This window comes from Mycobacterium conspicuum, from assembly GCF_010730195.1.
GTDB classification, from domain to species: domain Bacteria; phylum Actinomycetota; class Actinomycetes; order Mycobacteriales; family Mycobacteriaceae; genus Mycobacterium; species Mycobacterium conspicuum.
The window spans coordinates 3894231-3913659 of the sequence record NZ_AP022613.1 but is presented as its reverse complement, the minus strand read 5'-3'; the positions used below and the strand labels follow the sequence as shown (position 1 = coordinate 3913659).

The 19429-nt window shown below is 65.8% G+C and carries 15 protein-coding genes and 1 pseudogene; 11 read left to right on the top strand and 5 right to left on the bottom strand.

Translation table 11 applies throughout. The features are described 5' to 3' along the window. The first annotated feature begins 246 nt into the window (after window positions 1-246). From G6N66_RS17985 to proB, 9 genes and pseudogenes are all read left to right on the top strand, one after another. Window positions 247-3117 carry an Rne/Rng family ribonuclease gene (locus tag G6N66_RS17985; protein ID WP_085232598.1) on the top strand — a complete coding sequence of 957 codons (2871 nt, stop codon included), beginning with the start codon at window positions 247-249 and terminating at the stop codon, window positions 3115-3117. A gap of 781 nt (window positions 3118-3898) precedes the next feature. Further along, window positions 3899-4654 (top strand): DUF5343 domain-containing protein, encoded by a 756-nt coding sequence (locus tag G6N66_RS17980; RefSeq protein ID WP_085232597.1) that lies wholly within the window; start codon window positions 3899-3901, stop codon window positions 4652-4654. 388 nt (window positions 4655-5042) lie between these two features. Further along, the gene (locus G6N66_RS17975; RefSeq protein ID WP_085232596.1) at window positions 5043-5831 is read left to right on the top strand and encodes an OST-HTH/LOTUS domain-containing protein; all 789 of its coding nucleotides are present in this window, start codon (window positions 5043-5045) and stop codon (window positions 5829-5831) included. Window positions 5832-7226: 1395 nt separating this feature from the next. Beyond that, a complete protein-coding gene (locus G6N66_RS17970; RefSeq protein WP_085235808.1) occupies window positions 7227-8588 on the top strand; it encodes a Mu transposase domain-containing protein in 1362 nt (453 codons plus the stop codon). Window positions 8589-8634: 46 nt separating this feature from the next. Further along, window positions 8635-9434 (top strand): annotated as a pseudogene (gene istB / locus G6N66_RS17965) (IS21-like element helper ATPase IstB). 253 nt (window positions 9435-9687) lie between these two features. Then, a complete protein-coding gene (gene rplU, locus G6N66_RS17960; RefSeq protein ID WP_085235087.1) occupies window positions 9688-9999 on the top strand; it encodes a 50S ribosomal protein L21 in 312 nt (103 codons plus the stop codon). A 14-nt stretch (window positions 10000-10013) separates the two neighbouring features. Further along, entirely contained in the window at window positions 10014-10280 is a 267-nt protein-coding gene (gene rpmA / locus G6N66_RS17955) for a 50S ribosomal protein L27 (RefSeq protein WP_085235086.1), read from the top strand. 50 nt (window positions 10281-10330) lie between these two features. Further along, entirely contained in the window at window positions 10331-11773 is a 1443-nt protein-coding gene (obgE, locus tag G6N66_RS17950; protein ID WP_085235085.1) for a GTPase ObgE, read from the top strand. 45 nt (window positions 11774-11818) lie between these two features. Then, window positions 11819-12925: a glutamate 5-kinase gene (gene proB / locus G6N66_RS17945; RefSeq protein WP_085235090.1), complete on the top strand. Its 1107-nt coding sequence runs from the start codon at window positions 11819-11821 to the stop codon at window positions 12923-12925. On the opposite strand, the gene G6N66_RS17940 is transcribed toward proB, so the two are convergent. Genes G6N66_RS17940 through G6N66_RS17930 form a run of 3 tightly spaced genes read right to left on the bottom strand, consistent with a single transcriptional unit; the run spans window position 12922 to window position 14551 of the window. Then, entirely contained in the window at window positions 12922-13350 is a 429-nt protein-coding gene (locus G6N66_RS17940) for a DUF5313 domain-containing protein (RefSeq protein WP_085235084.1), read from the bottom strand. The two genes, proB and G6N66_RS17940, sit on opposite strands and share 4 nt — an antisense overlap. Continuing rightward, a complete protein-coding gene (locus G6N66_RS17935) occupies window positions 13347-13850 on the bottom strand; it encodes a MarR family winged helix-turn-helix transcriptional regulator (RefSeq protein ID WP_085235083.1) in 504 nt (167 codons plus the stop codon). Before G6N66_RS17935 ends, G6N66_RS17940 begins: the two co-directional genes overlap by 4 nt. Window positions 13851-13897: 47 nt before the next feature. Next, on the bottom strand, window positions 13898-14551 hold the full coding sequence (locus tag G6N66_RS17930) for a TetR/AcrR family transcriptional regulator (RefSeq protein ID WP_085235082.1): 654 nt from the start codon (window positions 14549-14551) through the stop codon (window positions 13898-13900). A 93-nt stretch (window positions 14552-14644) separates the two neighbouring features. Between G6N66_RS17930 and G6N66_RS17925 the strand changes: the two genes are divergently transcribed. After that, a complete protein-coding gene (locus tag G6N66_RS17925) occupies window positions 14645-15904 on the top strand; it encodes a cytochrome P450 (protein ID WP_085235081.1) in 1260 nt (419 codons plus the stop codon). On the opposite strand, the gene G6N66_RS17920 is transcribed toward G6N66_RS17925, so the two are convergent. Together G6N66_RS17920 and G6N66_RS17915 are read right to left on the bottom strand one after the other, a co-directional pair. Beyond that, window positions 15901-16767, bottom strand: coding sequence for an NAD-dependent protein deacetylase (locus tag G6N66_RS17920; RefSeq protein ID WP_085235080.1), 867 nt, complete (start codon window positions 16765-16767; stop codon window positions 15901-15903). The two genes, G6N66_RS17925 and G6N66_RS17920, sit on opposite strands and share 4 nt — an antisense overlap. A gap of 10 nt (window positions 16768-16777) precedes the next feature. Continuing rightward, a complete protein-coding gene (locus G6N66_RS17915; RefSeq protein WP_085235079.1) occupies window positions 16778-17326 on the bottom strand; it encodes a cysteine hydrolase family protein in 549 nt (182 codons plus the stop codon). A gap of 58 nt (window positions 17327-17384) precedes the next feature. Here G6N66_RS17915 and G6N66_RS17910 point away from each other — a divergent pair, with 58 nt between their 5' ends. Beyond that, window positions 17385-19427 carry an NAD(+) synthase gene (locus G6N66_RS17910; protein WP_085235078.1) on the top strand — a complete coding sequence of 681 codons (2043 nt, stop codon included), beginning with the start codon at window positions 17385-17387 and terminating at the stop codon, window positions 19425-19427. The last annotated feature ends 2 nt before the right edge of the window (window positions 19428-19429 follow it).

Genomic DNA, 19429 nt, shown 5'->3' with positions numbered 1-19429 from the left:
GGACCGGCTCAGGGCTGGTGACGGACACCCGAATGAACGACTTTGACAAGCGCGACAATCGCTCATCGTGCGGTCTGGCGCGGCATGTCAAGCCCTCATTCAGCACGGCGCCGGGTGCGTTCGCTGGATTTCAGCGAGCTGCCCGGGGTGAGACCATCACAAGCCCGGGAGAAGTGACCCGAGCACATAGCGAAGCCCTCGCGTGGCCGCGTCGAATGGACGCGCCCGGGGGCTTGAGGAGAATACGTGGTAGACGGTGCCCCAACTTCAGACTCATCAGACGAGCCGACACAGCATGAGGATCTGCCGGACCGGTTAAGGGTCCACCAGCTGGCCCGATCGTTGGGTAACACCAACAAAGAGGTGCTCGATGCGCTGTTCCAGCTCGACGGGCAGACCCGCAACGTGCATTCCGGCGTGGACCGCGAGGATGCCCTGCGGGTGCGCGACATGCTGTTCGCCCGGACGCCCATGGTGTTTCCGACGTTCTACAGCCCTGCGGCCAGCGCAGAGGCGGACGTGGCGGACGACGAACCCGAATCGGCGCCGACGGAGACCGCGACCGAGCGGCCGGCCTACATGCCGCTGTTCGTTTCCCCGCAACCGCGGCGGTTAGAGGAGGACACCGACGACGACGCCGGCGACGATGTCGACGACTCGGATGCCGAGGACGACGACGAGCAGGCCGATCGGCCGGCCAAGAGCCGGCGGCGTCGCGGCCGGCGGGGCCGCGGCAGGGGCCGTGGCGAGCAGGCCGGATCCGACGGCGCTGACACCGACGAGGGCGAGCGGAAGACCGGCGAATCCGACGTATCCGACGATGGCGACGAGTCGGATTCCGATGCCGAGGACAGCGATTCCGAGACGGACGCCGAAGGCGACGACGAGAACGGCTCGGGGGAGGCCGCTACCAAGCGCCGCCGCCGTCGTCGGCGCCGCAAGTCCGGTTCGGGCGATGACAACGACGAGGGTCCGTCGCCCGACGATCCCCCCAACACCGTGGTTCATGAGCGGGCGCCGCGCTCCGGGAAATCCGGCGATGGCGGCTCCGGCGGCGAGATCAAGGGCATCGATGGCTCGACTCGGCTGGAGGCCAAGCGCCAGCGCCGCCGGGACGGGCGCGACGCCGGACGGCGGCGCCCCCCGATATTGACCGAGGCCGAATTCCTGGCCCGCCGCGAAGCGGTCGAGCGCGTCATGGTGGTGCGCGACCGGGTCCGCACCGAGCCGCCCCACCCGGGTGCGCGATACACCCAGATCGCGGTGCTCGAGGACGGGATCGTCGTCGAGCACTTCGTGACGTCGGCGGCGTCTGCGTCCCTGGTCGGCAACATCTACCTGGGCATCGTGCAGAACGTGCTGCCGTCGATGGAGGCGGCGTTCGTCGACATCGGTCGCGGCCGCAACGGTGTGCTCTATGCCGGTGAGGTCAACTGGGAGGCCGCGGGGCTGGGCGGGTCCGACCGCAAGATCGAACAGGCCCTCAAGCCCGGCGACTACGTCGTGGTCCAGGTCAGCAAGGACCCGGTCGGCCACAAGGGCGCGCGGCTGACCACGCAGGTGTCGCTGGCCGGCCGCTATTTGGTCTACGTGCCGGGGGCGTCGTCGACCGGGATCAGCCGCAAGCTGCCCGACACCGAACGCCAGCGGCTCAAGGAGATCCTGCGCGAGGTGGTGCCGTCCGACGCCGGTGTGATCATCCGCACCGCGTCGGAGGGCGTCAAAGAGGAGGACATCCGCTCCGACGTCACCCGCCTGCAGGAGCGTTGGGAACAGATCGAGGCCAAGGCGACCGAGACCAAGGAGAAGGCCGCGGGCGCCGCGGTGCCGCTCTACGAAGAGCCCGACGTGTTGGTGAAGGTCATCCGTGACCTGTTCAACGAGGACTTCGCCGGCCTTGTCGTTTCCGGTGACGAGGCCTGGAACACGATCAACGAGTACGTGAACTCCGTTGCGCCCGAACTGGTTTCGAAGATGACGAAGTACGAGCCCGCCCAAGGGCCGGACGACCACCAGAACGGGCCGGACGTCTTCGCCGTGCATCGCATCGACGAGCAGTTGGCCAAGGCGCTGGAGCGCAAGGTGTGGCTGCCGTCGGGCGGCACGCTGGTGATCGACCGCACCGAGGCGATGACGGTGGTCGACGTCAACACCGGCAAGTTCACCGGTTCCGGCGGCAACCTCGAGCAGACCGTCACCAAGAACAACCTGGAGGCGGCCGAGGAGATCGTGCGTCAGCTGCGGCTGCGCGACATCGGCGGCATCGTGGTCATCGACTTCATCGACATGGTGCTGGAATCCAACCGCGATCTGGTGCTGCGGCGGCTGACCGAGGCGCTGGCCCGCGACCGCACCCGCCACCAGGTGTCCGAGGTGACGTCGCTGGGCCTGGTGCAGCTGACCCGCAAGCGGCTGGGGACCGGGCTGATCGAGGCGTTCTCGACGCAATGCCCCCATTGCAGCGGCCGCGGAATCCTGATGCACGGGGACCCGGTCGATTCGACCGCGGCGGCGAGCGGGCGCAAGTCCGAGTCCGGCGGCCGGCGGGGCAGGCGGTCGAAGAAGAAATCCGAGGAGTCCACCGAGCAGGGTTCGGGCCAGCTCCAAGTGGCCAAGGTGCCCGCTCACGCTCCCGGCGAGCATCCGATGTTCAAGGCGATGGCCGCGGGCTCAGCTGGGGCTTCGGAGGCGGCCGACGCTGATGAGGACGGCACCGCCGCATCCGGGGCACCGGTCGAGGAAGCCGCCATCGAAACCGAAGAACCGACGGCGGCTCAGGTCTCCGCTGACCTGGAGGACATCGACCAGGACGACTACGAAGACACCGACGAGGACACCGACGAACTCGACGACTCCGACGACTCCGACGACGAGGACGAGCTCGACGACGAGGAGGTCGACGAGGTCGACGAGGTCGACGAGGTCGACGATGACGAGGAGCTCGACGACGACGACGAGGATCTCGACCTGGACGACGACGACGACCTCGACCTTGAGGACGAATCCGACGACGACGCGGACGCCAGGATGGTGATCGATACCGCGCCGGCCTTCGAACGCCCGCGCCGACGGCGCGCGGCGGGCCGGCCGGCGGGCCCGCCGATCCACGTGGACTGACCGCTTCGGGTCGACAAAAGCCCACGTCCCGGCCTTCGGTAACGACACGGGCGCGCGTCGCGGGCCAATCGAAAGTTCTCGGTAGAAGCGAGCGACCGGTCATGGGTGGGGGACTGGTTTAGGCCTGACAGGTCAGGTACGCGTGCACTCGACTTGAACTCGCTGGCGGTCACCGCCGTGAGCGAGGCGACCCCGAACCAGAGGCCGTTAGGACCCGGCGCAGTAACCCTCGGCCCAGAGGTGGCTTGAAGGTGGGCGGCGCGGGGCGGCGAAGGCTCACCCCTGCAGCCGTCAGAGATCGCGAATAAAGCCGCTGGGGCCCGGTGGAAAGCTTGATCTACGGACCAGCGAGGTGCGCGGCGAGGTGCGCGGCACCCTGACGCTACGCGGGCAAAAGCCGTCCTATCAGGGATGCTCGATCAGCTTCACGTCTTCAGCCGGAAACGGAGTCGATGAAGGGGTTTCTCCCGTACGCCGCGCTTCCTCCCAAGCCTGCACAGAGCAGACGCGCACGACCGGGAACGAATCCCCCGCAATTATCGGGGTTATTGCGCGCTTCTCGACCCATCCGCGAAAAGCCGTGCGCACACGCACCAAGTCACCCGGGCGAACCCCTGTTGCCCGTGCCGTCACTGAGGTGTTCATGGCGACAGGTTAGGGCTTGCGCAACTAATCAAACGGGATCGTCCGACAGAATCCAGAAAAATCTCTCTCGTATGGCTTGTGTTAAGCCATGGCTTATGCCATCGTTGGTTGACGCCAGCGAACTGGAGGTAATGCCATGGCCGAGAGCGAGGGAGAGTTAAAGAAGCCATTGCCACCCTACATAGCGTTTAAGACTCTGACTGACGTCATAGAGCGCATGGAGAGCGAGGACATTCCCACGCGTGTGGATCCCAGCTACCTCGATACATACGCCGGGGGTTACCGCTCAACGGTGATCACGAATCTACAGACGATGGGGCTGCTCAACAAAGCGGGCGAGCCAACCAAGCGACTGGAAAATCTGGTCTACGCCAGTGAAGTAGACCGTCAACGCCTGATCGGCGAGTTCATCAACGACTTCTACACCGACGTATTTTCCTTGGGGCTCAACTCAACCCAGTCGCAGTTCCTGGAAGTGTTCACCGCAGCGGGCCTTAAAGGTGATACCCGACGTAAGGCGATTGCTTTCTTCATGAAAGCGTGTGCGTACGCTGGCGTGAAGGTTGGAGCGCTATGGAAAACTCCGCCCGCGGTCCCCGCTGGCAACTCGACTCGTCGCAAGAGCCAGCAATTGCAGAACAAGAACAATGACAGTGCCACCGAGGAACCAGCCACGGTCCCGCCAAGCGCCGGTGAGACTGTTGTGGTTGACCTTGGCACTGCCGGACAAGTGCGAGTATCCGTGACAGTCAAGTGGCTGGAATTAGACGACCAGCGGGTCAAAATGTTGCGAGACGCTATCAAGTCGCTCAAGTCTATGGAAATCATCCGTGCCACCGAGTCGAAAAATGGCTCGGATGCAGAAGAAGACGCTGAAGGAGTCGGTCCATGAGAAGGGGTTAAGCCCCCGCCGCCAGCACCCGTGAGTTAGGGAGCGGCGGGGGCAAAGGTAGGCCGGGTAGCCGCCAAGAGTGTTGCCGCACTCCCGACGGGTGCAAATCCCGTCCCGGCCACCAGTGTAGGCCGATACGCCGGGCGTACCAAGCGCCAACCTGCCCTCACACTGCTTCGTTGCATCGCAGATCAACCTCGCGAATCGCTGGAATATAGGACGACAGCACCAGACGACGGCAGGACGTTTAGAGAACCGCGCCTAAACCTGCCGCGACATCGCCGCTCTACTCGACGGACCCAACCAGGCGGCTTTCAAGCGACTGCGTGACAAGATGCCAGTTGTGGATACGGACCAAACATCGTCCCAGGCGCTAGGCGAATCCCCGGTGGATGCTCTGCGAGCGTTGGTGCGGGGCGCCTTCGAAGCGGCGAAAGAATCTGGCCGCTCCGACTGGCAAGTTATGACGACCGCAGTCTTAAAGAACCGGATCCTCCAGGCAACAGCGCGGGAGTTCGACGAACGTGACTACGGCGCGACCTCGATCATTGATGCTATTCGCTTGATTCCAGACTTGGTCGAACTCGACACGACGATGCGACCTCCGCGGGTCAGACTGCTCTCTGGCGACGCCACCGACGGGACAAAAGATCACCCGGCCGACAGTCAACCCGCTACGTCGGCGGGAAGGGTAAGGCCTGACCTATGGGATGCGGTGCTCGATTACTCCTCACCCGGGGCGTTCGTATGGGACGGCTCCAAGGCGGTTCGTGTCGAAGCGGATGAGGTGGGCGACAGGCCGCAGCTTCCCACGATTTCGGCGGAGGACATGGCAGGCTGGCGCCAAGCCTTTGCCAATCAAAATGCGGATCATCAACTGAATGATTGGGCCCAACGAGGACTTGGCACCTTCGCGTTGCCCCCCGAACTGCGGAGGCCATGGAATCACTTCATTAAGTCGAATGTCCTAAATATCCTTTCCGCTTGGTTCGACAAACAGGGCCTAGAACTGCCGGCGGATACATTAACTAGTTCTGCGAGTAAGCGCCCATCGTCGGACCATGCAGATGCAGAGGAATTGCGACGATTCTTGTTGCGTTGCGTCGCCGTCATGAAGCCGAGCGAACTTAAGGCCGTGCAGATCCCCGCCTCCGTAGCCTTTCGGGCGAGGGCGTGAGTCGACGTGGGCAGCGGCCCGAGCACGGGGCGTCCGCCACCCGCAGACCGAGGATCTGGTTGGTACTCCATCCATCCGATAGCGACTACGAGAAGCGCTTGCGAACCACACTTGGACGGCAAGCCGCTGAGCTCGGGGTCGACTTAATTACCCGCCGCACCAAGTCGCGGAGGTTGAGTGCTGAAGGAAATGGCGCGCGGCGGATCAACATACTTGAGCCCGTTGATGCAAACGAGCTATACCGGGACTTGACTATTAACAAATGCTACGTGCTCAGCCGTGGTTCGGTGTTTGTCCTTCATGACCCGAGGCGAGATCCGCCGGAGAAGCGGGACTGTATGCCACTGCAACGCTTTGTTGATCACAGGGCGGTCTATCGCACGTTGCAGGATGGTGTCGATACAGCCGCCGAGCTGAGAACAATGATCGCAGCGGGAGTTCCTTCCGATTGCACCAGCTATAACGACCCGCGGGTACTCCCATTGCATGTCTTCGACAGGAAAGCAGACGGCGAGAGACTCAACACGGAGGACGGCCGGAGTGCATTTCGGAACATGTATGCGCGTGGTGGATGTTGGCAATCGGCCGCGACGGGCACGTGGAGACCCGCTTCCGCAGGTGGCAGGCATGGATTGGCTGGCCCAACAGGTGATCCACTGTGGATATGGGATTACGAGCTACCTATGGGATATCACTGGGATACGAACGCGGGACAACAGAGGCGCACGGTCGTTGCAACCGCGAGTGTATGGAGAGTCGAACCGCGAGGTTACGTGAACATTTACCCCGACTCGTATATCAGAGCAGGGACGAAGGCCAAAGAGACGTGGCGGGCTCGTCGCTGAACTAGGTAACGAGCTTCTTGTTGCAAAAAAGTGAATGCCCCGGGGATAACCGGGGCATTCAAGTTAAGAGGCGAGCACTCCGTCCAACAGTGATTTTGGCCGACGATGCAAACGGTCACTGACTCGAAACTGAGGTTTCGGGGCTCGCGATACGCGCCGCTCTGGTCGTCGGGAATCTGCACTGTGGTTGCTTGTTCTCGTTAGCTAAACGAACCCAAGCCTCCTAGCGTGAGCCGGGGCCCCACCAGGATCAGCACCATCGTACCGCTGCAGGATGGGGAGTCAAGCCATACTACCCTCGACTAGCCACGCCGTACCCGCCTTAGACACCCGAGACCAGCGCCGCATACGCTACCGCGACGGCGGTCCATGGGTGACGCCCGACAAGTTCAAACTGAACAACTCGGCCGCGGTGACCGCGCTCACTGAAATTCCCCACTGACGCTCATCGAAATTCCCCACCCGTGTGGCTCCGCCGAGAAGGGCGGGCCTCCCTCGAAGCTGCTGGTGTCTGACGCCAGTAGCTCCACCGAAGGAGGCCCGCTTTCTCATGCTCACATGGGAGGACGATGTGGAAGTACATGCCCTACGCAAACGTGGTTGGTCGATCTCGGCGATCGCCCGCCACACCGGCTTCGACCGCAAGACGGTCCGGAAGTATCTGGCCGGTGACGGCGCGCCCGGGGTCCGCGCCCGGCCCGACCCGGACCCGTTCGATCCGTTCATCGACTACGTCACCGCCAGGCTGACCGAGGACCCGCACCTGTGGGCCCGCACCCTGTTCGACGAACTCGAGGACCTCGGGTTCGGGCTGTCGTATCAGAGCCTGACCCGCAACATCCGGACCCGGAACCTGCGGCCCGTCTGTGAGGCGTGCCGGACGGCCACGCAGCGCCCGAACGCGGTGATCCCCCATGCACCGGGTGATGAAACTCAATGGGACTGGCTGGAATTGCCCGATCCGCCGGAATCGTGGGGCTGGGGCAAGACCGCACACCTGCTGGTCGGCTCGTTGGCCCATTCGGGCAAGTGGCGCGGCTATCTGTCGCCGAGCGAGGACCAACCCCACCTGGTCGCCGGCCTGGACCGCGTCACCCGCGGTCTGGGCGGCGTCTCGCGGGTGTGGCGGTTCGACCGGATGGCCACGGTCTGCGATCCCGGTAGCGGCCGGGTGAGCGCCTCGTTCGCCGGGGTGGCCAAGCACTACGGCGTATCGGTGGCGATCTGCCCGCCGCGGCGCGGCAACCGCAAGGGCGTGGTGGAGAAGGTCAATCACACCGCCGCGCAACGCTGGTGGCGCACCCTGGCCGACGACGTCACCGTCGAGGCGGCCCAGGCGAACCTGGATCGCTTCGCCCGGGTGCGTGGTGACACGAGGCTGCGGGCCACCGCTGATGGCCGCTCCTCGGTCGCCGTGGTGGCCGAAACGGAGCCACTACAACCAATACCGGCGCAGGCGTATCCGGTGATCGTTTCCGAGGCCCGCACCGCATCGCGCCAAGCGATGGTGTCCTACCGCGGTAACCGCTACTCGGTGCCCCCGGAGCTGGCCGCCGCCAACGTGGTGGTGTCGCATCCGGTCGGCGGTCAGTTCTGCGACATCGCCACCGCCAGTGGGATCGTGGTTGCCAGGCACCGGATGGCCGCCGACGGGCTCGGCGTCATGGTGCGCGACAACGGCCACGTCATCGCGCTGGATGCCGCGGCGATCGCCACCGCGACCACCGGACGGGCGCACCGCCGCAAGGAACGCATCCCACCCGGCCCGGCGGCCAAAGCCGCTGCCGCGCAACTGCTTGCGATCAATCAGCCATCCGTCACCGCAATTGAAACATCCACTCCGTCAACCAATTCCACCGTCATCGATCTGTCCGCTTACGAGCGGGCCGCCCAGAACAGGACCATCCAATGACCCCACACCGCGCACCGGTAAGACCACCACCACAACCGAGGAATCGCTGTCGGCGGCGGCGAGCCGCTATCAGCAGCTACGCTCGCATCTGGCCGAACTCAAACTGGCCGCGGCCGCTGAAGCCCTACCTGCCGTGCTCGACCAGGCCACCGCCGACGGGCTGTCGCTGACCGTTGCCTTGGAGCGGCTGCTGGCCGTCGAGGTCGAAGCCTCCACCGCCCGCCGACTGGCCGGACGGCTTCGGTTCGCCTGCTTGCCCACCCCAGCCACCCTGGCCGACTTCGACGTCGATGCTGCCGCCGGGATCGACCGCAAGCTCATCGACGAGCTGGGCACCTGCCGCTATCTGGAATCAGCGACCAACATCCTGCTCATCGGCCCACCGGGTACTGGAAAACACACCTGTCGGTCGGATTGGCCAGGGCCGCAGCACATGCCGGCTACCGGACGTACTTCACCACCGCCGCCGATCTGGCCGCCCGCTGCCACCGCGCCGCCATCGAGGGACGCTGGGCCACCACCATGCGCTTCTTCGCCGGCCCGACGCTGCTGGTGATCGATGAACTCGGCTACCTTCCACTGCCCGCCGAGGCCGCTTCGGCGTTGTTTCAGGTTGTCTCCCAACGGTATTTAAAGACCAGCATCGTCATCACCACCAACCGCGGCGTGGGAGCCTGGGGAGAGATCCTCGGCGACACCACCGTGGCCGCTGCCATGCTCGACCGCCTGCTGCACCGCTCCGTGGTCATCAACCTCGACGGAGAGTCCTACCGGCTACGTGACCACCACGCCGCCGCAGAAACCCTGCGCCGAACCACCACCGGCACCCGCCAACAACTACACTGACCGCTGCTCACAGGTGAGGAATTTCGGCGAGCACAGCCGGGGATTTTCGATGAGCGCCGTCACGCGGGGGCCGGTTTGACCCTGTAGCCGCTGGTCACGTACCCTTGGACAGTCGTCGTCAGGCAGCGGACGAGAGTTCGGCCGGCGAGCGGGACCTAGCCAGACACCCGGGGCCCGCGGCAAGGTTCATCACCGACCCACCACGCGCACCGCAGGTGGCACGCGCGCGAGCGAGAAAGAGGCACGAGCAACGATGGCGACGTACGCAATCGTCAAGACCGGCGGCAAGCAGTACAAAGTCGCCGTCGGCGACGTGGTCAAGGTCGAAAAGCTCGACTCCGAGCCCGGCGCCAAGGTATCGCTGCCGGTGGCATTGGTGGTCGACGGCGCCAAGGTCACCAGCGACGCCCAGGCGCTGGCCAAGGTCGCGGTGACCGGCGAGGTGCTTGAGCACACCAAGGGCCCCAAGATCCGTATCCACAAGTTCAAGAACAAGACCGGCTACCACAAGCGGCAGGGGCATCGTCAGCCGTTGACGGTCCTCAAGGTCACCGGCATCAAGTAGCAGAGGCGACAGACATGGCACACAAGAAGGGCGCTTCCAGCTCACGTAACGGTCGCGACTCCGCCGCGCAGCGGCTGGGCGTCAAGCGGTTCGGCGGCCAGGTCGTCAAGGCCGGTGAGATCCTGATCCGTCAGCGCGGCACCAAGTTTCATCCCGGCGTCAACGTCGGCCGCGGCGGCGATGACACGTTGTTCGCCAAGGCGAGCGGGGCGGTGCAGTTCGGCGTCAAGCGCGGACGCAAGACCGTCAACATCGTCGCGGCCGGGCAGACCACCGACTAGCCCGGACGACCGCGCGCAGCCCATGTGCACCTAGCGCCCGGTTAATCACCATGCCCCGGTTTGTCGATCGCGTCGTCGTCCACGCGCGGGCGGGTTCCGGCGGGAACGGCTGCGCCTCGGTCCATCGCGAGAAATTCAAGCCGCTGGGCGGCCCCGACGGCGGCAACGGCGGGCGCGGCGGCAGCGTCTTCTTCGTCGTCGACCCTGCCGTGCACACCCTGCTCGACTTCCATTTCCGCCCGCATATCACCGCGCCGTCGGGCAAACAGGGCATGGGCAACAACCGCGACGGCGCCGCCGGCGCCGACCTGGAGGTCAAGGTGCCCGACGGCACCGTCGTGCTCGACGAAAACGGCCGGCTGCTCGCCGACCTGGTCGGTGCGGGCACCCGCTTTGAAGCCGCCGCGGGGGGTCGGGGCGGCCTGGGCAACGCCGCGCTGGCCTCGCGCGCCCGCAAGGCGCCCGGGTTTGCGTTGCTCGGTGAGCCGGGTCAGGCCCGCGACCTGTCGCTGGAGCTCAAGACCGTCGCCGACGTCGGCCTGATCGGATTCCCTTCGGCCGGAAAGTCCTCTTTGGTGTCGGTCATTTCGGCGGCCAAGCCCAAGATCGCGGACTATCCGTTCACCACGCTGACGCCCAATCTCGGCGTCGTCTCGGCCGGGGAGCACACCTTCACGGTCGCCGACGTGCCCGGCCTGATCCCGGGCGCCTCGGCGGGCCGCGGCCTGGGTCTGGATTTCTTGCGGCACATCGAGCGGTGCGCGGTGCTGGTGCACGTGGTCGACTGCGCGACCGCCGAGCCGGGTCGCGACCCGATCTCCGATATCGAGGCGCTGGAAGCCGAACTGGCGGCCTACACCCCAACCCTGCAGGGCGACGCGGCGCTCGTCGATCTCGCCGAGCGGCCTCGGGCGGTGGTGCTCAACAAGATCGACGTGCCCGAGGCCCGCGAACTCGCCGAATTCGTCCGCGACGAAATCGCCGAGCGGGGCTGGCCGGTGTTCAACGTGTCAACGGTGACCCGAGAAGGATTGCAGCCGTTGATCTTTGGCCTATGGCAGATGATCGAGGCCTACAACGCCGAACGGCCGCAAGCGATTCCGCGACGTCCGGTGATCCGGCCGGTGCCCGTCGACGAAAGCGGGTTCACCGTCGAACCCGACGGCCAGGGAGGCTTCGTGGTCACTGGGGTACGGCCGCAGCGATGGGTCGGCCAGACCAACTTCGACAACGACGAAGCGGTCGGCTATCTCGCCGACCGGCTGGCCCGCCTCGGGGTCGAGGACGAACTGTTGCGGCTGGGCGCCAAGCCGGGCTGCGCGGTGACCATCGGCGAGATGACGTTCGACTGGGAGCCGCAGACGCCGGCGGGGGTGGACGTCATCATGACCGGACGGGGCACCGACGTGCGGCTGGAGCGTACCGAGCGCGTCGGCGCCGAGGAGCGCAAGGCCGCGCGGCGTCGGCGTCGTGAACCCGGTGACCAGTCGTGACGCCGACGAGGATGCAGAGCGAAGCGATGAGCAGGAGTGGCGCTCGTGTCTAGCCACCGCGAGGCCATCCGCACCGCGCGCAGTCTCGTCGTCAAGATCGGCACCAACGCGCTGACCACCCCGTCCGGGGTCTTCGACCGCGCTCGGCTGGCCGGTCTGGCCGACGCGATCGAGGCACGGATGAAGGCGGGCACCGACGTCGTCATCGTGTCGTCGGGCGCCATCGCCGCCGGCATCGAGCCGCTCGGATTGTCCCGCCGCCCAAAGGATTTGGCGACCAAGCAGGCGGCGGCCAGTGTCGGGCAGGTCGCACTGGTCAATGCGTGGAGCGCCGCGTTCGACCGCTACGGTCGCACCGTGGGGCAGGTGCTGCTGACCGCTCAGGACATCTCAATGCGGGCTTCCCACACCAACGCCCAACGAACGCTGGACCGGCTGCGCGCGCTGCACGCGGTCGCGATCGTCAACGAGAACGACACCGTCGCCACCAACGAGATCCGGTTCGGTGACAACGACCGGCTTTCGGCGCTGGTGGCGCACCTGGTCGGCGCCGAGGCCCTGGTGCTGCTGTCCGATATCGACGGCCTCTACGACTCCGATCCGCGCAAAGTGCCGGGGGCGAAGTTCATTGCGGAGGTGGCCGGGCCGGCGGATTTGGCCAACGTCGTGGCCGGCCGCGGCAGCGAGCTGGGCACCGGCGGGATGATGTCGAAGGTGCCGTCGGCGCTGTTGGCCGCCGACGCCGGCGTCCCAGTGCTGTTGGCCGCGGCGGCCGACGCCGCCAACGCGCTCTCCGATGCCTCGGTGGGCACGGTGTTCGCCGCGCGGCCCGACCGGATGTCGGCGCGCCGATTCTGGCTGCGCTACGCGGCCGAATCCGCCGGCTCGCTGATCCTCGACGAGGGCGCGGTGCGTGCGGTGGTCGGGCAGCGCCGGTCGCTGCTGGCCGCGGGCATCACCGCCGTCTCCGGCCGCTTTTACGGCGGCGACGTGGTGGAATTGCGCGGGCCGGACTCCACCCTGGTGGCCCGCGGCGTGGTCAGCTACGACGCTGCCGAGCTCGCCACCATGATCGGCCGTTCAACTTCGGAGCTGCCCGACGAGCTGCGTCGGCCCGCCGTGCACGCCGACGACCTGGTAACGGTCTCTTAGTGGAACGGGTTGCTGTTGTCCTGCCAGGCGGCCGATTCGGGGCGCGGTCCGTAGCGGCGGGCGTAGTCCTCGTGCATCTGGGCTTGCTTTTCCCGCTTTCGGACATCGACTAGGTTCTGGTCCAGCCCGTGCTGCGCCAGCCGGTGTCGGCGCCAGACCTTGTTCAGTGCCAGCGAGATCAGCAGGGCCCAGACATACAGCGGCACCGTCATCTCGGTGTGCACATACAGCGAAGCGGGCAGCAGCCAAAACGGTGCGAGAACTAGCAGCGGCGGGATCGCCCACCGCAGCATGTGCCGGCGCACAGCGCCCGTTTCCGCCAGGTCGTGGGCGACCCAGCTGCGCATCGAACTGGGCAGGACGCGACCATACGAGTAGGTGATGTACTGCCAGAGATTGGGCTTGCTGGGTGTGGTGGTGGTCATCGCTGCTCCTGCTGTAAGGCCCCGGCCGCCAGGGCGGCCGAGTTGATTCGGCTTAGCACCTCATGCAGGTGCTGAAGTTCGCTCATGTCGACGCCCAGGCACGCGACCACGGCGGGCGGAATCGCGAGCGCGCGCCGACGCAGTGCGGCACCGCTCTTGGTGAGGGTGACGTGGGTGGACCGCTCGTCGACCGGGTTTCGGGTGCGGGTGATCAGGCCGAGCGCCTCGAGGCGTTTGAGCATGGGTGACAGTGTGGCCGAATCCATCTGCAGCGTGGCGGCGATCTCTTTGACCGACAGTGATTTCAGTGGCTGGTGCCGCGCCGATTTCTGATGATCCCACAGTGTCAGCATGACCAGGTATTGCGGGTGCGTCAGACCCAGCGGCTCGAGCAGCGGCCGGTACACGGCCAGGACGGCGCGGTTGGTGATGCTCAGCGCGAAACAGACCTGCCGTTCCAGGGCAAGGGGGTCGACCTCCGGTGTGGCAAGCGCAGTCACGTTTATATCGTACCCAATTAGTTAGGGCGCTAGCTATATCGTGTGCGTCACACGTCAGCTTCGGCGGCCTTCAAATACAGTGCGCCCCAAACGATTTCGGCCAGCGTGGCGGCCAGCTCCGGGTCGAACTCGCGGGGTGCGTTTGGCAGGTTCTGATGGCAAACGCGTTCGACCATCCAGGTCAGCGCGTCGGCCGTGGTGGCCGCCGGAAGCTCGCGGCGGATCGAGCCGTCGGCCTGGCCGCCCTCGATCACGCGCGTCAATCGCTTGGAGATGTCGGCGAGCAGATCGCGATACGTCGCCGCCACCGACGGGTCGTAGGCCGCCATCTCGTTCAGTGCGACGAGCACCGCCTGGTGGCGGCGGTAGCTGGCGATGATGCCGGCCATCGCCGCGCGCAGGTCGTCGGGGTTGTGGCGCCAGGCCACGCCCCACCAGCGCTGCCCGTCGTCGGCGAGGTCGCCCATCACCTGGCGCGCGAGCCCGCGCAGCAGATGGGCCTTGTCCTCGAAGTAGATGTAGAAGCTGGCGCGCGAAATGCCCGCCTCGGTCGACAGCCGATCGACGCTGAGCTCGGTGAAACTGGCGCCCTCGCTCATCAGTCGCTCGGTGGCGTCCAGCAACCGGCGCTCCATGTGCTCTCGGCGCTGTTGGCGCGTCACCTGCGGCTTGCGGGTGGCCGATGACTTCGTCAATGGCATATGCGCAGCATACACATCATTTCGACATATTGACTAGACAACATGTCTAAGCATAGAGTCGGGCGTGATTCCGGTTCGTTGAAGGGAAGCACGATGACGGCAATGGCAGGCACTGCGCGCGCGTACGACGCGATCGATCTGTCTTCGCGGGCGTTTTGGTCGACGACCGCGGCCGAGCGAGAGCGTTCGTTCGCCGAGCTGCGCGCCGAGCGCCCGGTGAGCTGGCACCCGCCGGTCGAAGACGCCCTGCTGCCCGATCCCGACGACCCCGGCTACTGGGCCGTCACCCGCCGCGCCGACATCGCCGCGGTGAGCCGCAACAACGAGGTGTTCCTGTCCGGCAAGGGAGTGATGTTCGAGAACGTCCCGGTGGAGTTGCTCGAAGCATCGCAGTCCTTCCTGGCGATGGACCCGCCACGGCACACCAAGCTGCGCAAGGTCGTCAGCGCCGCGTTCACGCCGCGGCAGGTGCGTCGCATCGAGGACTCGATCGCCACCAACGCCAAGTCGATCGTCGAAGAGCTCAGGGCCGCCGGTAGCGGTGCCGACTTCGTGCACTACTGCGCCAAGGAGCTGCCGATCCGGACGTTGGCGGACATGGCGGGCATCCCGGAATCGGACCGCGCCGGCGTCGCGCACGCCGCCGAGGTCGCCGTGTCGTGGGCCGACCCCGAGGCGATGGACGGCCGCAGTCCGTTGGAGGTGCTGTTCGAGAACCAGGTTTATCTGCATCAGGTGGCCCTTGCGCTCGCCGCGCAGCGCCGCGCCAATCCGGGCGACGACCTGTTCAGCGGCCTGGTCAACGCCGAGGTCGACGGCGACCGGCTCACCGACGCCGACATCGCCGCGTTCTTTGTGCTGCTCTCGGTGGCCGGCAACGACACCACCCGGCAGACCATCAGCCATGCGCTCAAGGCGCTCACCGACTTTCCCGATCAGCGGGCCTGGCTGTTGGAGGATTTCGACAACCGCATCGGCACGGCAGTGGAGGAGTTCGTCCGTTGGGCCACCCCGGTCATGACCTTCCGCCGCACGGCCGCAACGGATTTCGAGCTCGCCGGTCAGACCATCCGGGCCGGCGAGAAGGTGGTGATGTTCTACTCATCGGGCAACTGGGACACCGAGGCCTTCGAGAATCCGGACCGGTTCGATCTGAGCCGCAGCCCCAATCCGCACGTGGGCTACGGCGGCGGCGGGGTGCACTTTTGCCTCGGGGCGCACGTCGCGCGCGCCCAACTACGCGCGTTCTTCGGCGAACTGCTGCGGCAACTGCCCGACATCCAGGCCGGCGAACCGTCCTATGTTGCGGGCAACTTCATCCACGCGATCCGCAGCATGCCCTGCATGTTCTAGCGCACGGGTACGCGTCGGGTCCCCGCGGGGGTCGCGGATGTCAGCGGCAAGAGCTCCTCGGCGAGCAGCGTCAGCAGTTCGGAGCAACCGCCGTCGACCTTGACCGTGGCGAGCTCGTCGCCGCGGGTGGGGCCGCGGTTGATGATTGCGACCGGGATGCCCAGCGATACGGCATGACGCACGAACCGGTAGCCGGAGAACACGGTGAGCGAGGAGCCCACCACCAGGAGCGCCTGTGCTTCGTCGACAAGTGAAAATGCTTTGGCTACAACATCTTTGGGCACATTTTCGCCGAAATAGACGATATCGGGCTTGAGCATGCCGGCGCAACGCGGACAGTCGAGGTAGCTAAACGACGCGGTTTCGGCGATGACCGCGTCGGCGTCCGGAGCCACCGCCAGCCCGCCGACCGCCTCCGCGCGTTCGATGAACCCCGGATTGAGCGCCTCGAGCTTTTCGGCCAGCGCCGCCCGGCTCATGGTGTAGCCGCAGCCCAGGCAGACCACCCGCGCATAGCTGCCGTGCAGGTTGACCACATTCGCGCTGCCGGCCTTGGTATGCAGCAGGTCGACGTTTTGCGTGATCACCCCGTTCACCACGCCGGCGTGCTCCAGCGTGGCCAGTGCCCGGTGCCCCGCGTTGGGCTGCGTGTCGTCCATGTGCCGCCAGCCGACGTGGTTGCGCGCCCAGTAGCGCTGCCGGAACAGTGGATCCGTGGTGAATTGTTGGATGGTCATGGGATTGCTCGGCGGCGAATCGGGGCCCCGATAGTCGGGAATGCCCGAGTCGGTGGAGATCCCGGCACCCGTCAACACCGCGATCCGTCGTCCGGCCAACAGCGCGACGAGTTCGGGCGAGTGCACAGAATCGAGGTTAGCCCAGGCAGTCGGCCGCGGTCGTGACCTCGGCGGACATATTGCGCTCCATCATCTTCAAGGCCGCCGCGCCCAATTCGGCATCGATGTGGGCGACGGCATCGCGGGGAATGACTACGTCAAAATGGCGCACGTACGCGTCGAGCGCGCTGTAGAGAATGCACTGTTCGGTGACTTGGCCGGTCAGGATCACCCGCTTGGTGTCGAGGCGGCCGAGCAGATACTCGAGCGGCGTCGAGTAGAACGCGCTGTGCCGCACCTTGGTCAGGCACGCGTCCACCCCCGATCCTGGGTCAGGCGCGATGGGCTTCACCAGATCCGGCCGCGCGCCATCGAGCGCGGCGCGGACGATGTCGGAGAACTGGGCGGTGAAATCGCCGTAGTTGTCGTTGACATAGACGACGTCGACGTCGGCCGTTTCCCGTGCGGCGCGGATCAGCCCGGCCAGCGGCTCGACGATCTTTTCGACATTGGGCATCAGCACTTCGGCGTCGTCGTGCGTATAGGTATTCAGCATGTCGACCACCAGGACAGCGGTATCACTCATGCCGTGTTGATACCCGGCACACCGGGTTTGACACCGCACAGGCGACAATGGAAGCGACATGGATTTCTACAACGCTTACAGCCAGGGCTTTGTCCGGGTCGCCGCATGCACGCACCACACCACGATCGGCGACCCGGCGGCCAACGCGGCGTCGGTCCTGGGGCTGGCGCGCGAGTGTCACGCCGAGGGCGTGGCTTTGGCGGTCTTCCCCGAGCTGACGCTGTCGGGGTACTCCATCGAGGACATCCTGCTGCAGGATTCGTTGCTCGATTCCGTCGAGGCCGCCGTGCTCGACATCGTCACCGCGTCCGCCGATCTGCTGCCCGTCCTGGTGGTCGGGGCGCCGCTGCGCCATCGCCACGGCATCTACAACACGGCGGTCGTTATTCATCGCGGCTCCGTGCTGGGTGTCGCGCCCAAGTCGTACCTGCCCACCTATCGGGAGTTCTACGAGCACCGTCAAATCACGCCCGGCGACGACGAACGCGGCATCATCCGCATCGGCGACACAACGGCGCCGTTCGGCCCCGACCTGTTGTTCGCCGCGTCCGACCTGCCCGGGTTTGTGCTGCACGTCGAGATCTGTGAGGACATGTTCGTCCCGATCCCGCCGAGCGCGGAAGCGGCGCTGGCCGGTGCCACGGTGCTGGCCAACCTGTCCGGCAGCCCGATCACCGTCGGCCGTGCCGAGGACCGTTGCCTGCTCGCCCGCTCGGCGTCGTCGCGGTGCCTGGCCGCCTACGTCTACGCCGCCGCGGGCGAGGGCGAGTCGACCACCGACCTGTCTTGGGACGGGCAGACCATGATCTGGGAAAACGGCGTTCAGCTCGCCGCATCCGAGCGGTTCCCCAGGGGAGAGCGACGTTCGGTTGCCGACGTCGACACCGAGCTGCTTCGTTCCGAACGGTTGCGGATGGGGACGTTCGACGACAACCGTCGCCACCACCGCGCGGCGACCGAATCGTTCCGGCGCATCGAGTTCCGGCTCGACCCACCGGCCGGTGACATCGGGCTGCGGCGCGAGATCGAGCGATTCCCGTTCGTGCCGGCCGATCCGCAACGGCTGCAACAGGATTGCTATGAGGCGTACAACATTCAAGTCTCCGGGTTGGAGCAGCGGTTGCGTGCGCTGAACTACCCGAAGGTGGTAATCGGGATTTCCGGCGGACTGGACTCGACGCACGCGTTGATCGTCGCCGCACGCGCCATGGATTGGGAGGACCGGCCGCGCGGTGACATCCTGGCGTTCACGTTGCCCGGCTTCGCCACCGGAGAACGCACCAAACGCAATGCGGTCGAGCTGTGCCGGGCACTCGGAGTCACGTTCGCTGAAATCGACATCCGCGACACCGCGCAACTGATGCTCAAAGAGATCGACCACCCGTTCTCCCGCGGCGAGAAGGTGTACGACGTCACCTTCGAAAACGTCCAGGCCGGCTTGCGCACCGACTACCTGTTCCGGCTCGCCAACCAGCGCGGCGGCATCGTGCTGGGCACCGGTGACCTTTCCGAGCTCGGGCTGGGCTGGTCGACCTACGGCGTCGGCGATCAGATGTCGCACTACAACGTCAACGCCGGCGTGCCCAAGACGCTGATCCAGCATTTGATTCGCTGGGTCATTTCGTCGGCGCAATTCGAAAGCGACGTCAGCGAGGTACTGCAGTCGGTTCTCGACACCGAGATCACCCCGGAACTCATTCCCGGCGGTGAGGAAGAAGAACTGCAGAGCAGCGAGGCGAAGGTGGGACCGTTTGCCCTGCAAGACTTCTCACTGTTTCACGTGCTGCGCTACGGGTTCCGGCCGTCGAAGATCGCCTTCTTGGCACGGCACGCATGGGGCGATCCCGAACGCGGCAACTGGCCTCCCGGGTTCCCCGAAGACAAGCGACCGTCGTACTCGATGAAAGAGATTCGGCATTGGCTGAAGGTCTTTGTGCAGCGGTTCTACTCGTTTAGCCAGTTCAAGCGCTCGGCATTGCCCAACGGCCCCAAGGTGTCTCATGGCGGGGCGTTGTCGCCACGCGGGGATTGGCGTGCACCCTCGGACATGTCGGCGCGGATCTGGCTGGACGAGATCGAGCGCGAGATCCCCGAGGATTAGCC

What these genes read in the sequence shown, in the direction of transcription:
- G6N66_RS17925 (WP_085235081.1), top strand. Translation starts at nt 14,645, where the DNA reads ATGACGGCAATGGCAGGCACTGCGCGCGCGTACGACGCGATCGATCTG.
- G6N66_RS17915 (WP_085235079.1), bottom strand. Translation starts at nt 17,326, where the DNA reads ATGAGTGATACCGCTGTCCTGGTGGTCGACATGCTGAATACCTATACG.
- G6N66_RS17940 (WP_085235084.1), bottom strand. Translation starts at nt 13,350, where the DNA reads ATGACCACCACCACACCCAGCAAGCCCAATCTCTGGCAGTACATCACC.
- rpmA (WP_085235086.1), top strand. Translation starts at nt 10,014, where the DNA reads ATGGCACACAAGAAGGGCGCTTCCAGCTCACGTAACGGTCGCGACTCC.
- G6N66_RS17930 (WP_085235082.1), bottom strand. Translation starts at nt 14,551, where the DNA reads ATGCCATTGACGAAGTCATCGGCCACCCGCAAGCCGCAGGTGACGCGC.
- G6N66_RS17970 (WP_085235808.1), top strand. Translation starts at nt 7,227, where the DNA reads ATGCTCACATGGGAGGACGATGTGGAAGTACATGCCCTACGCAAACGT.
- rplU (WP_085235087.1), top strand. Translation starts at nt 9,688, where the DNA reads ATGGCGACGTACGCAATCGTCAAGACCGGCGGCAAGCAGTACAAAGTC.
- obgE (WP_085235085.1), top strand. Translation starts at nt 10,331, where the DNA reads ATGCCCCGGTTTGTCGATCGCGTCGTCGTCCACGCGCGGGCGGGTTCC.
- G6N66_RS17910 (WP_085235078.1), top strand. Translation starts at nt 17,385, where the DNA reads ATGGATTTCTACAACGCTTACAGCCAGGGCTTTGTCCGGGTCGCCGCA.
- G6N66_RS17980 (WP_085232597.1), top strand. Translation starts at nt 3,899, where the DNA reads ATGGCCGAGAGCGAGGGAGAGTTAAAGAAGCCATTGCCACCCTACATA.